This is a genomic window from Nocardia asteroides (assembly GCF_900637185.1).
GTDB classification, from domain to species: Bacteria; Actinomycetota; Actinomycetes; order Mycobacteriales; family Mycobacteriaceae; genus Nocardia; species Nocardia asteroides.
Map to the genome: position 1 here is coordinate 5,678,877 of NZ_LR134352.1, position 13,316 is coordinate 5,692,192.

12 protein-coding genes are annotated in these 13,316 nt (G+C 70.4%); 1 reads left to right on the forward strand and 11 read right to left on the reverse strand.

The window, feature by feature from the left end:
* Positions 1–7: 7 nt before the first annotated feature.
* The 11 genes from dprA to EL493_RS26555 all read right to left on the reverse strand — a co-directional run bounded on the left by dprA (position 8) and on the right by EL493_RS26555 (position 12,359).
* Entirely contained in the window at positions 8–1,177 is a 1,170-nt protein-coding gene (dprA, locus tag EL493_RS26505; RefSeq protein WP_019048196.1) for a DNA-processing protein DprA, read from the reverse strand.
* Positions 1,174–2,682 (reverse strand): YifB family Mg chelatase-like AAA ATPase, encoded by a 1,509-nt coding sequence (locus EL493_RS26510; RefSeq protein WP_019048197.1) that lies wholly within the window; start codon positions 2,680–2,682, stop codon positions 1,174–1,176. Before EL493_RS26510 ends, dprA begins: the two co-directional genes overlap by 4 nt.
* Positions 2,682–3,038, reverse strand: a complete 357-nt coding sequence (locus EL493_RS26515; RefSeq protein WP_030202914.1) for a YraN family protein — start codon at positions 3,036–3,038, stop codon at positions 2,682–2,684. The genes EL493_RS26510 and EL493_RS26515 overlap by 1 nt, the downstream gene beginning before the upstream one ends.
* Before the next feature lie 111 nt (positions 3,039–3,149).
* Positions 3,150–3,455, reverse strand: a complete 306-nt coding sequence (locus tag EL493_RS26520; protein ID WP_011210678.1) for a DUF2469 domain-containing protein — start codon at positions 3,453–3,455, stop codon at positions 3,150–3,152.
* A 46-nt stretch (positions 3,456–3,501) separates the two neighbouring features.
* Positions 3,502–4,167, reverse strand: a complete 666-nt coding sequence (locus EL493_RS26525) for a ribonuclease HII (RefSeq protein ID WP_036836381.1) — start codon at positions 4,165–4,167, stop codon at positions 3,502–3,504.
* Positions 4,168–4,240: 73 nt separating this feature from the next.
* Positions 4,241–5,008: a signal peptidase I gene (gene lepB / locus EL493_RS26530; protein ID WP_126405895.1), complete on the reverse strand. Its 768-nt coding sequence runs from the start codon at positions 5,006–5,008 to the stop codon at positions 4,241–4,243.
* An 84-nt stretch (positions 5,009–5,092) separates the two neighbouring features.
* Positions 5,093–5,434 carry a 50S ribosomal protein L19 gene (gene rplS / locus EL493_RS26535; RefSeq protein ID WP_019048201.1) on the reverse strand — a complete coding sequence of 114 codons (342 nt, stop codon included), beginning with the start codon at positions 5,432–5,434 and terminating at the stop codon, positions 5,093–5,095.
* A gap of 164 nt (positions 5,435–5,598) precedes the next feature.
* Entirely contained in the window at positions 5,599–6,489 is an 891-nt protein-coding gene (locus EL493_RS26540) for a hypothetical protein (protein WP_019048202.1), read from the reverse strand.
* A 21-nt stretch (positions 6,490–6,510) separates the two neighbouring features.
* A complete protein-coding gene (locus EL493_RS26545; RefSeq protein WP_019048203.1) occupies positions 6,511–8,943 on the reverse strand; it encodes a Tex family protein in 2,433 nt (810 codons plus the stop codon).
* A 171-nt stretch (positions 8,944–9,114) separates the two neighbouring features.
* The gene (locus EL493_RS26550; protein ID WP_019048204.1) at positions 9,115–10,731 is read right to left on the reverse strand and encodes an AMP-binding protein; all 1,617 of its coding nucleotides are present in this window, start codon (positions 10,729–10,731) and stop codon (positions 9,115–9,117) included.
* Positions 10,728–12,359 (reverse strand): AMP-binding protein, encoded by a 1,632-nt coding sequence (locus EL493_RS26555; protein WP_019048205.1) that lies wholly within the window; start codon positions 12,357–12,359, stop codon positions 10,728–10,730. The genes EL493_RS26550 and EL493_RS26555 overlap by 4 nt, the downstream gene beginning before the upstream one ends.
* A gap of 94 nt (positions 12,360–12,453) precedes the next feature.
* Between EL493_RS26555 and EL493_RS26560 the strand changes: the two genes are divergently transcribed.
* Positions 12,454–13,305 (forward strand): helix-turn-helix transcriptional regulator, encoded by an 852-nt coding sequence (locus tag EL493_RS26560; protein ID WP_019048206.1) that lies wholly within the window; start codon positions 12,454–12,456, stop codon positions 13,303–13,305.
* Positions 13,306–13,316 lie beyond the last annotated feature (11 nt).

Consider the following 13,316-nt stretch of genomic DNA (forward strand, 5'->3'; position numbering starts at 1 on the left):
GATCCCCTCAGTGCGGACGAGCACGGATCCGGAACCATCCGTCGGAATCGCATCCGACCAGGTCCGCCAGTTCCAACCCGGGTAAGACGGCGCGGACGGTGGCCAGGTCGAGGCCGGATTGGCGGGCCAGCTCTACCGGGCGGCGGGAGCCGATCGAGGGCAGGGCCGCGTAGACCTCGGCTTCGGCGCCACGGAGGTGGGCCGCGGGGTCGGCGGGGTTCTCGCCTACGGGCAGACGGAGGGGACCTGCCTCGTCGATGACGTCCTCGGCACTGGTCACCAGCAGGGCTTCGCCCTCGCGGATCATGCGGTGACAGCCGGTCGAGGACACCGATCCGACCGGGCCGGGCACCGCCATGGCGGGACGGCCGAGACGCCGGGCCCATTTGACGGTATTGCGAGCGCCGCTGCGCAGGCCCGCTTCGACGACGACGACACCGTCGCCCAGGGTGGCGATGAGCCGGTTCCGGGCCAGGAACCGGTGCTTCTGCGCGCTGGTGCCCGGCGGGTACTCGCTGACGACCACGCCGGATTCGGCGATCGCGGCGAGCAGGCGCTCATGTTGGGCGGGGTAGGGACGGTCGACGCCGCAGGCCAGGACGGCGACGGTCGAGCCGCCGACGCCGAGGGCCGCCCGGTGCGCGGCCGCATCGATACCGAAGGCGGCACCGGACACGATAGTCCAGCCCCGGCCTGCCAGCTCGCAGGTGATCTCGCCGGCCACCTGCACGCCGTAGCCACTGCTGCATCGTGAACCGACCACGGCGACGGCGCGTTCCGATGCGGTCCGCAGCGAGAGCGGTCCCCGCGCCCACAGCACCAGCGGTACCGCGGCATCGCGCTCACGTTCGGTGTCGAGCTGGTCCAGTCCCAGCATGCGCCAGCCGGGCCACTCGTCGTCGTCCGGCGTGATCACACGACCGCCGAGCCGGGCCATCTCCTCCAGATCGGCTGCTGCCCGGTCGATCTCGCGCCGGGCCGCCGTCGGTCCGCGGAGTGCCTCCGGAAGTTCGTGCTCGCGGACCGCCCGCGCCGCCTCGCACACCCCGACCGAGGCGATCAGCGCCGACAGCGGGGCGCACGGCCCCTGGACGACCCGGGACAGATACACCCATGCCAGTCGGCGTTCGTCGCTGTCACCGTCCAGATCGACCGGCGCGGCCGCCGGGCGGATCACTGCGCACCTCGCTGCCGGAAGTTCAAGGCCGACAGGACGTCCTGGACGCTGGGCATCTCGCCACCGCGCAGATCGCACACCGTCCAGGCCACCCGGATCGCCCGGTCCGCGCCGCGCGCCGACATCCGGCCGAGCCGCAGCGCCGTATCGATCGGCGCGATGGACTCGCGGGGCAAGCGGAACCGCTGACGCAGGATATGGCCCGGCACTTCGGCATTGGTGGCCCAGCCGTCGGCACTCCAGCGCTGGACGGCCCGTTCTCTGGCCCGCGCCACCCTGGCGGCCACGGTGGCACTGGTCTCGGTGCTGTCGTCACCGAAGGTGGCGCCCGCCTGACCGTGCATGCGTACCCAGATATCGATGCGATCGAGCAGTGGTCCGGACAGTTTGCCCAGGTAGCGGCGCCGGGCCAGCGGGGCGCAGATGCAGTCGACATCGCGTGCGGGCGCGCACGGACACGGGTTGGCGGCCAGCACCAGCTGGAACCTGGCGGGATAGCGCGCGACACCGTCGCGCCGGGCGATGCGCACTTCGCCCTCCTCGAGCGGAGTACGCAGGGCCTCCAGCACTTTCGTGCCCAGTTCGGCGCATTCGTCGAGGAACAACACGCCGCGATGGGCCCGGCTGACCGCACCGGGCCTGGCCATGCCCGATCCACCACCGATCATGGCGGTGACCGAGGTGGAATGGTGCGGGGCGACGAACGGCGCCACCGTCATCAGCGGTTGTGCCGCCGACAGCGACCCCGCCATCGAGTGGATCGCGGTGACCTCGAGCGATTCGGCTTCCGACAGCGGCGGCAGCAAGCCCGGGAGGCGTTGCGCCAGCATCGTTTTGCCGATGCCGGGCGGTCCGGTCAGCAGCAGGTGATGGCCGCCCGCGGCCGCCACCTCCAGCGCCCAGCGCGCCTCGTCCTGCCCCACCACATCGCTCAGGTCACCGCAGACGACCTGGGCGTCCGGGAGCTCCCCGTCGGGTTCCAGGAGCGAGCCTTCCCCACGCAACCAGGTGACGACCGCCCGCAGACTGGTGGCGCCGAGTACCTCGATCCCCTCCACCAGCGCCGCCTCGGCCACCGCCGCGGCAGGCACCACCACCGTCGGTACGCCCGCGGTGCGCGCCGCGATCACGGCGGGCAGCACCCCGCGCACCCGGCGTACGCGGCCGTCCAGCGCCAGCTCACCGAGCAGCACCGTCTTGGCCAGCCGCTCCCCCGGTACCGCGCCGGAGGCGTCCAGCACCGACACCGCGAGCGCCAGGTCGTAGACGGAACCGACCTTCGGAAGGGTCGCCGGGGACAGTGCCAGGATCACCCGGCCGTCCGGCCACTTCTCCCCCGTGTTGGCCACCGCCGACCGCACCCGGTTCCGCGACTCCTGCAACGCGGTGTCGGGCAGGCCGACGAGGTTCACCGACGGCAATCCCTGCCCGATATCGGCTTCGATCTCGACCAGCTGACCGTCGACTCCGGTGACCGCCACCGACAGCGCCCGCCCGAGCGCCATCAGAACGCTCCGGCCAGATGGTCGATGACCGGCCGGTATCCCCGCCTGACCAGCACCGACACCACGTCGAACCGGATCCGGCGCCATGGCCCTTCCCGCTCGGCCAGCCACAGCAGGGCGAGCCTGCGGATCCGCTGCTGTTTGCCGAAGGTCACCGACTCGGCCGGGGTACCGAACCCGAGGCCCGAGCGGGTCTTGACCTCGACGAACACCGTCACCGTCGGATCCTGGACGATCAGGTCCAGCTCGCCGTAGCGGCATCGCCAATTGCGGGCGACGATCTCCATCCCCGACTCACGCAGGTACTGCGCGGCCAGTTTCTCCCCGTATGCGCCGAGCGCCTGTTTGTCTGCCACGGGTCGAAGCATGCCGACCGGCACCCTCGACAGCGGCCCGCCGACCTGGGCGAACGACAACCCTGTGGACAACCGCCCGCCTGTGGACAACCACCGGCGGACGGTGCCGGGTCACTCCGGCAGCCGCAGGTCCGGCTTCTCCAGTTCTTCGATGTTCACGTCCTTGAACGTGATGACTCGAACGTGCTTGACGAAGCGCGCGGGACGGTACATGTCCCATACCCACGCATCGCTCATCCGCACTTCGAAATAGACCTCGCCGTCGGCGTTCTGCGGCCGCAATTCGACAGAATTGGCCAGGTAGAAGCGACGTTCGGTCTCCACCACGTACGAGAACTGACCGACGATGTCCTTGTACTCGCGGTACAACGACAGTTCCATCTCGGTTTCGTACTTCTCGAGGTCCTCAGCACTCATCGGGTGGGACGTCCTCCTTCTCGCAGCGCCGCGTTCGTTGATGACATCATCGCGCATGCGCGGCGCCGGTAGCCACTCGGCTACCACCCGGCACCTCGAGTTCGCGCACATTCCGCCAGGACCGGCGGTGTTCGGTGCTGGGTCCGAGCACGCGCAGCGCGGCCGTGTGTTCGGGCGTGTTGTAGCCCTTGTGGGCGGCGAAACCGTACCCGGGCAGCTGTCCGTCCAGCTCGACCATCATGCGGTCCCTGGTGACCTTGGCCAGGATGCTGGCGGCCGCGATACAGGCCGCCGTGGCGTCGCCCCCGATGACCGGCAGCGACGGCGCGGGCAGGCCCGGCACCTTGAAGCCGTCGGTCAGGATGTAGCCGGGGGTGTGGCCGAGACCGGCCACGGCCCGCCGCATCCCCTCGATATTGGCGACATGGATCCCGATCGAGTCGATCTCCCAGGCGGGGACCACCACCACACTCCAGGCCAGCGCCAGCCGCTGGACCACCGGGAACAGCTCCTCACGCGCCGCCTCCGTGAGTTTCTTGGAGTCGTCGAGCCCGGACAGCTTGTCGTAGGCCTTGGGCGCCAGCAGGCACGCGGCGATCACCAGCGGTCCCGCGCACGGGCCGCGGCCCGCCTCGTCGACGCCGGCCACCGGGCCGAGACCACCGCGGATGAGGGCCGCCTCGAGCGTGCGCAGTCCCCCGGCCCGGCGCATCACCACCCGCGGCGGCCAATTGGTCCGATCCTGCCCCACAGTTCGATTGTCCCCGTGTCGTCTCGTTCGTGTGTCAGTTGTCCTGCGCGTTCTGCGAGTGCACCGGACCGATCCGGCTCGGCGGCCAGATCTTGAAGACCGTCTTGCCGCGCACATTGTCCACCGGCACGGTGCCCTGCAGATCGTCGCTGACGTGGGCGCGCGAATCGGCCGACTCGTTGCGGTTGTCGCCCATCACCCACAGGTTGCCCTCGGGCACCTTCACCGGGCCGAACACCCGGCCCGCCGGGTAGACGGCGTTGGGGCGGTCGGTGAACCAGGGGTAGTCCTTCTTGATGTACGGCTCGTCGAGCGGTTTGCCGTCGACCATCACCCGGCCCTGCGGATCGCAGCACTGGACGGTCTGACCGCCCACCGCGATGACCCGCTTGACCAGGTCGTTCTCGTCCGGCGGGACGAGACCGAAGTAGGACAGGAAGTTCTGCACGCCCCGCACCACGGTGTTGTCGGAGCGCACCGACTTGTAGTGCCCGTTCCAGGACGGCGGCCCGACGAAGACCACGACGTCGCCGGGGCCCGGTTCGGAGCCGTAGTAGCTGATCTTCTCGACGTAGATGCGGTCGCCGATCAGCAGCGTGTTCTCCATCGACTGCGACGGGATCACATACGGACGGCCGACGAAGGTGACCATCAGCGCGGCGATCACCGCGGCGATCACGATCAGAATCGGCAGCTCCTGCCAGAACGGCCGCTGCTTCTTGTCGCCGCCGCGCTTTCTCTTGCGCCGTCCACCTTCGTCACCCGAATCGGACACCGACACCGACCCACTTTCGTCTGCCACGCCGAACAGAGTAGCCCGGCGCCCCGACCGAAGTCGGAGCGCCGGGCTACGAAAACCTCTGTGCTGAAAACAGCTACCGCGAGATCAGCGCTTTTCCTTGATCTTGGCGGCCTTACCGCGCAGGTCGCGCAGGTAGTACAGCTTGGCGCGACGCACGTCACCGCGGGTCACGACATCGATGTGGTCGATGTTGGGGCTGTGCACCGGGAAGGTGCGCTCGACACCCACACCGAAGGACACCTTGCGGACCGTGAAGGTCTCGCCGATGCCGCCGCCCTGACGCCGGATCACGACGCCCTTGAAGACCTGGATGCGCTCCTTCGAGCCTTCGATGACCTTCACGTGCACGTTCAGGGTGTCGCCCGGACGGAAGTCGGGGACATCGCTGCGCAGCGACTTCTCGTCGACGAAGTCAAGGGTGTTCATTTTCCACCTTTTCGGATTCTTTGCGCGAACAGAGGAACCTGGCGGCACTGACGCGCTCGACCGGTTCATGCTCAGAACAGGAGTGCTCTCGGACAGGACTCGGCCGAGGCAACCGGTTCATTGTGCCAGACCGGGTACCCCGGATCGAAATCGGCCGGCCCTGGTCACTCGCCCGCGGCCGAGTCGGCGGTGGCGTCGGCCCGGCGGCGCGGCAGCAGGTGCGGGTGCGGTACCGGCGCGGACGGCGCCGGGACGACGGTGCGCTGCAACTCGGCCTCGGCCGCGGTCTTGGCGTGCGCGACGTCGGGTTTGCCCGCGATCAGGTCCTGGATGAAGATCTTGGCCCGGATCACCGGCCGCCGCAGCGTGCGCTCCCGGTTGACCGCCTTGGTCATGGTCTTGGGACGATTGCCGTAGCGCCAGCGAGCCCACGGCGCGCTCGGCCTGCTGAGCCGGATCGCGCCGATCAGCAGTAGCGGGGTGAAGAACATCCCGAACAGGCCGGTCCAGATCTTGCCCTTGGCGATCACCACCCCGGCCAGCACCAGGTTCAGGGCGATGGTGGCGAGCACGCCGATGCGCACCCCGAGACCGCGGGACTGCCGGAAGCTGTCGTAGTCGAGGAACGTCGAGGGCTGCACGCCGAGCAGCAGCAGCCCGGTGACCGCGAAAGCGACGAAGACCGCGTCGACCGAGGTGCGGCCCTGCTCGGACCAGTAGACGTCACGCAGATAGAAGATCAGCGCGAACTCGTCCAGCACCAGCGCGGCGCCGATCCCGAACAGTGCCGCCAGCACGCTGGAGGTGACCTGGGTCGAGTCCTCGGCGGTCGCGATCAGCCCGAGGCCCGACAGCAGCACCGTCACCACGCCGAAGACCATGTGGTGGATGTGCGTGTCGCCGGCCTTGATGTTGCCCGGCCACCAGCGCACGTTCGCCCGGATCAGCCGCACGCTGACCCGGATGACGACGAACCCCAGCATGAATCCCAGCAGGAAACAGAGCAGGGGCAGGCGGCCGTGCGCGATCACATCGTCTTCGAGCCACCGTCGCATGCCGCCCGCCCTGTCGTCGAGTTACTTGCCGCCGAAGCCCGCCCGCCGCAACGCGTCGGCCATCGATCCGCTCGGCTCGGCCGCCTGCCTGCGCTGGTTGCCGCCGCGTCCCTGGCCTTGTCCCTGGCCGCGACCCTGCGCCTGCCCACGTTCCGAACCCTGGCCACGGCCGCCCGGCGGACGGCCCTGACCCCGACCCTGGCCGCGCGCCGCGCCGCCACCACGATTGTCCCCCTGCGCGGGCTTTCCCGGCTCGTCGTCGAGGCGCAAACTCAAACCGATCCGCTGCCGGGCCACGTCGACCTCCAGCACCTTGACCTTCACCACGTCACCGGACTTGACCACCTCGCGCGGATCCTTGACGAAGGTGTGCGACATGGCGGAGACGTGCACGAGGCCGTCCTGGTGCACGCCGACGTCGACGAACGCACCGAACGCGGCCACATTCGTGACGACGCCTTCGAGCACCATGCCCGGCTCCAGGTCGGCGACCTTCTCCACGCCCGCGGCGAATTCGGCGGTCTTGAACTCCGGGCGCGGGTCACGGCCCGGCTTCTCCAGCTCGGCGATGATGTCGCTGACGGTGGGCACACCGAACTTCTCGTCGGTGAAGTCGGCGGGCCGCAGCGCGCGCAGGGTGCCGGTGTTGCCGATGACCTCGGCCACCGGCCTGCCGGTGTGCTCCAGGATGCGGCGCACCACCGGGTAGGCCTCGGGGTGCACGGCGGAGGTGTCGAGCGGGTCGTCGCCGCCGCGGATGCGCAGGAAGCCCGCGCACTGTTCGAAGGCCTTGGGGCCCAGCCGAGGTACTTCGAGCAGGGCGGTGCGGCTGCGGAAGGGACCGTTCTGGTCGCGGTGGGCCACGATGCTCTCCGCGACCGAGCCGGAGACGCCGGAGACGCGCGAGAGCAGCGGCACCGAGGCGGTGTTCACGTCGACGCCGACCGCGTTCACCGCGTCCTCGACGACGGCGCCCAGCGAGCGGGCCAGCAGGGTCTCCGACACGTCGTGCTGGTACTGGCCGACGCCGATCGACTTGGGATCGATCTTCACCAGCTCGGCGAGCGGGTCCTGCAGGCGGCGGGCGATGGAGACCGCGCCGCGCAGCGACACGTCCATGTCGGGCAGTTCGGCAGAGGCGTAGGCCGAGGCCGAATACACCGAGGCGCCCGCTTCCGACACCACGATCTTGGTGGGCTTGTTCTCGGGGATGCGCGAGATGAGTTCGGTGGCAAGGGCATCGGTCTCGCGGGAGGCGGTGCCGTTGCCGATGGCGATGAGCTCGACGTTGAACCGGGCGACCAGCGCGGCGAGCACCGCGAGGGACTTCTCGGTCTGGCCCTGCGGCTTGTGCGGGTAGATGACCTCGGTCGCCACGGCCTTGCCGGTGGCGTCGACGACGGCGACCTTGACGCCGGTGCGGTAGCCCGGGTCCAGGCCCATGGTGGTCCTGGTGCCCGCGGGCGCGGCCAGCAGCAGGTCGCGCAGGTTGGCCGCGAACACGTCGACGGCGTCCTTCTCGGCGGCCTGCCGCAGCCGCATCCTGGTGTCGATACCCAGGCTCACCTGCAGTTTGGTGCGCCAAGCCCAGCGCACGGTGTCGAGCAGCCAGGTGTCGGCGGCGCGGCCCTGGTCGGCGATGCCGAACGCGACCGCGATGCGGCCCTCGTAGATCGTACGTTCGCCGGGAGCGGGTTCCTCGGTGTCGGGTTCGAGGTGCAGGGTGAGCACCTCTTCCTTCTCGCCGCGCAGCAGCGCCAGGATCCGGTGCGAGGGCAGTTTGTGGAAGGGCTCGCTGAATTCGAAGTAGTCGGCGAACTTGGCGCCCGCCTCCTCCTTGCCCGCGCGCACGGTCGAGCTGACCTGGCCGCGGTTCCACATCAGTTCGCGCAGTTCACCGACGAGGTCGGCGTCCTCGGCGAAGCGTTCGACCAGGATCGCGCGGGCGCCGTCGAGCTGCTCGGCGGTGTAGCCGGCCGGATCGGTGGTCGGGTCGCCGATCAGCGCGTCGGCCACCGGCTCGTGGCCCGCTTCACGCGCGATCTGCGCCTTGGTGCGCCGCTTGGGCTTGTACGGCAGGTAGATGTCCTCGAGGCGGGCCTTGGTCTCGGCGAGCATGATCTGCTGGTGCAGCGCGGGGTCGAGTTTGCCCTGGCCACGGATGGATTCGATGATGGCGCCGCGGCGCTCGTCGAGTTCGCGCAGGTAGCCGAGGCGCTCGTCGAGCTGGCGCAGCTGGGCATCGTCGAGGCCGCCGGTGACCTCCTTGCGGTAGCGCGCGATGAACGGCACCGTCGAACCGCCGTCGAGCAGTTCTACGGCGGCGCGGACCTGGGTTTCGCGCACCCCCAGTTCGTCGGCGATCCGCCTGCCCACGCTGGCCAGGGTGGTGGTCGTGCTGTCGGTCGGAGTGCCGTTCGACGTCGAACGGGCGGTCTCGGGCGCTGTCGTCACGACCGCAGACACTACCGCCCTTCCCCGACACGCGGCCGCTGCCCAGGTCAGCGGACCGCCGTCAGCTCGGGCTCGGTCGCGGGCCGGTCGAGCAGCGTGTCGGTGTGCGCCCGCAGGAATTTGTCGAACATGGCCGCTACGTAGTGTCGAGCGACCGATGGTGGGCGCCGGTCAGTCGATGAGGTCCAGGGACAGTTCGCGCATTTCGGCCTTGCGGATCTTGCCGGTGACCGTCATCGGGAACTCGTCGACGAGGTGGACGTAGCGGGGGATCTTGTAGTGGGCCAGGCGGCCGGTGCAGAAGGCGCGCAGGGCGGCGGCGTCGAGCGGGGTGGCGCCGTCGCGCAGGCGGAGCCAGACCATCAGTTCCTCACCGTATTTCGCGTCGGGGACGCCGATCACCTGGGCGTCGACGATGTCGGGGTGGGTGTAGAGGAACTCCTCGATCTCGCGGGGGTAGATGTTCTCGCCGCCGCGGATCACCATGTCCTTGATGCGGCCGGTGACCGAGAGGTAGCCGGCGTCGTCCATGACGCCGATGTCGCCGGTGTGCATCCAGCGGGCGGCGTCGATGGCCTCGGCGGTCTTGTCGGGCTGGTTCCAGTAGCCGAGCATCACCGAATAGCCGCGGGTGCACAGTTCGCCCGCGGCGCCGCGCGGCAGGGTCCGGCCGGTGGCCGGGTCCACCACCTTCACCTCGAGATGCGGCCCGACCCGGCCGACGGTGGCGGTGCGGCGGTCGATGCTGTCGTCGGCGCGGGTCTGGGTGGACACCGGCGACGTCTCGGTCATGCCGTAACAGATGGACACCTCGCTCATCCCCATCCGGTCGATGACCCGCTTCATCACCTCCACCGGGCACGGCGAGCCCGCCATGATGCCGGTGCGCAGGCTCGACAGGTCGACCGCGAGGCCCGCGTCGAGTTCGGCCAGCATGGCGATGAACATGGTCGGCACGCCGTAGAGCGAGGTGCAGTGCTCGGCGGCGACGGCGGTCAGCGTCGCGGCCGGATCGAAGGCGGGCGCCGGGATCACCACGGCCGCGCCGTGCGAGGTGGCGGCGAGATTGCCCATGACCATTCCGAAGCAGTGGTAGTACGGCACCGGGATGCAGATCCGGTCGGCCTCGGTGTACCCGCACAGCTCGCCGACGAAGTAGCCGTTGTTGAGGATGTTGTGGTGGCTGAGAGTGGCGCCCTTCGGGAAACCGGTGGTGCCCGAGGTGTATTGGATGTTGATCGGGTCGTCGGCCGAGAGCGTGGCCGCGATCATCGCCAGCCGTTCGGTGTCGGGTGCGGTCGCGGCGACCTGCCGCCACGGCTCGGTGCCGAGGATCAGCACCTGCTCCAGGTCGGCGCAGCCGGGCCGGACCTCCTCGATCATCGCCACATAGTCCGAGGTCTTGAACTCCGGCGCGGCGATGAGCATCCGCACGCCCGCCTGGCCGAGCACGTAGGCGAGTTCGCTGGTGCGGTAAGCCGGGTTGATGTTCACCAGGATCGCGCCGATCTTGGCGGTGGCGTACTGGACGAGGTACCACTCGGCGCAGTTGGGCGCCCAGATCCCGACCCGGTCGCCCGGTTCGATCCCGCGTGCCGCCAGGCCGGTCGCGACGGCGTCGACGGCGGCGCCCACCTCGCGGTAGGTCCAGCGGCGCCCGGCCGGGCGGTCGATCAGCGCGTCGCGGTCGGGGTGCGCCGCCACGGTGCGGTCCAGGTTCGCGCCGATGGTGTCGCCCAGCAGCGGGGTGTCGGCCAGACCGCAGGCGTAGCTCAGGGTGGTGGTCATCGGTGGTTCTCCTTGCCGCGCAGCACGAATCGCTGCACCTTGCCGCTGGGTGTCTTGGGCAGGCTCCGCACGTAGTGGATCGTGCGGGGGTAGGCGTGCGCGGCGAATTTGTCCTTGACCAGCCGCTGCAGTTCCGTGGTCAGTTCGGGAGTGCCCGCGACCCCGTCGCGCAGGACGACGAACGCCTCGAGCACCTCGCCGCGCAGGTCGTCGGGCATGCCGACCACGGCCGCCTCGACCACCTGGTCGTGTAGCACTAGCACGCTCTCCACCTCGAACGGGCCGATCCGGTAGCCGGCCATGATGATCACGTCGTCGTCGCGGGAGCTGAACCGGAAGAAGCCGTCCGCGTCACGGGCGCCGACATCGCCGGTGAGATACCAGCGGCCGTCGGCGGTGAACCGGCTCGCGGTGCGTTCGGGCGCGTCGAGGTAGCCGAGGAACCACAGCAGCGGGCTGTGGTCTGTGTCGATCGCGACCCGGCCGACCTCGCCGGGCGCCGCCTCGACGTCGGCGTCCTCGGCCAGGACCGCGCAGGTCCAGCCGGGCAGCTGGGCGCCCATCGAGCCGGCCGGCGCGGGCCGGTCCAGATCGGGATGCCAGGCGTGGCAGATGACCATGCCGTGTTCGGTCTGCCCGTAGTGGTCGCGCACGGCGACGCCCAGCGCGTGCTCGGACCACGCGACGACATCGGGGGTGAGCGGCTCCCCTGCCGACGACGCCCGTCGCAGCGCGATGCCCTCGGGCGCCGCACCCGCCCGCAGCGCCCGGTAGACCGTGGGCGCCGCGGCGAAATTGGTGACCTCGAAACGGCGCAGCACCTCCAGGGTGAGCGGCGCGGAGAAGCCAGCGTGCAACAGCAGGCTGGGCACGCCGGTGGCCAGCGGCCCCAGGATCGCGTAGTAGAGCCCGTAGGCCCAGCCCGGGTCGGCCGCGTTCCAGAAGACGTCGTCGGGCCGCACGTCCAGGGCGAACTCCTGGTACGCATGGAAGGAGGCGAGCGCCCGCACCGGGATCGGCACGCCCTTGGGAGTGCCGGTGGTGCCGCTGGTGAACAGCTGGACCAGCAAGCCGTCGCCGCCCACGGCCACCGCCGCCGCGCGCGGGTCCGCGGGATCGGCCGCGGCGAGCAGCTCGTCGAAGCGCAGGGCGCCGGGTACCTCGGCGGGCCCGACGACGATCGTGGTGCGATCCGGATCGGCCGGGATGTCGTCGCTCACCACCAGCTTCGGCGCCTGATCGGCGTCGGCGACCACCACCGCCGCGTGGCTCGCGGTGAGCCGGAAGCCGATCGCGGGCGGGGCGAACGCGGTGAACAGCGGCACGTGCACCGCGCCGCGGCGCCAGATGCCCAGCAGCGCGACCACCAGTTCGGCCGACTTGCCCATCAGCGTGGCGACCCGGTCGCCGGGACCGACGCCGAGGTCGGCCAGCGCCGCGGCGAACCGCGCCGACCGCTCCCGCAGTTCGCCGTAGGTCAGCGCGTGCGCGCTCAGGTCGGACTCGACGATCGTGAACGCGACCCGCTCGGCCGGGTGACCGTCGCACAGCAGCTCGGCCGCGCAGGCCTCGGGTCCGTCGTAACGCTCGAGCAGGTCGCGCACCCGCGCGTCCAGATCGGTACTCATCGCAGTTCTCCTCATCGCCTGGGCCGGGCCGCCAGGTCTGACCTAGAATGTGGCACACCTCACGTTCACCACTACCCCCGAAAAGGGGTGACCGATGTCGGCCACCGCGCTGCTGCGCCCCCGCGACGGCGACGCCCTGCGCGCCGAGATCCGCTGGGTGGCCTCGCACGCCGGGGTGCCGGTGGTCTTCGGTGGCGCGGTCGACCAGGACACCCTGCTGCTCACCGAGTTCGTCGGGACCGTCACCACCGGGTTGCGCGGCCTGTCGGTGCTGCGCAGCTCCGGGCTCGGCGGCCAGGTCATGGAGCTCGGCAGGCCCGCCTCGGTGGCCGACTACCGGGGCGCGCCCGGCATCACCCACCACTACGACGGGCCGGTGGTCGGTGAGGGCCTGCGGTCGGTGGTCGCCGTCCCGGTCGTGGTGGCCGACCGGGCGCGGGCGGTGCTCTACGCGGCCACCCGCGGCGCGGGCCCGCTCGGTGACCGCACCACCGAGGTGATCGTGCGGGCGAGCCGCAGGCTGGCGACCGAGATCGCCGTGCGCGACGAGGTGGACCGCCGGGTCCGGCTGCTCACCCTCGCCGCGCCCGCACCCCACGCGGCGCCGGATGTCACCGAGGAACTGCGCGAGATCCACGCCGACCTGCGCGCCATGGCCGCCGCCACCGGCGACACCGCGACGCGCGACAAGCTGTCCGGGGTGTGCGACCGGCTCACCGGGATGCTCACCGGGACAGCGTCCGGCGAAGCGCCGCGGCTGTCGCGACGGGAGCTGGACGTGCTCGCCCAGATCGCGCTCGGCTGCACGAATCAGGAGACGGCGCTACGGCTCTCGCTCGGCGCGGAGACCGTCAAGAGCTACCTGCGGCAGGCGATGACCAAACTCGACGCGCGCACACGGCACGAGGCGGTGGCGATCGCACGGCGTCACGGGCTGCTGCCCTGATGTGCAATTCG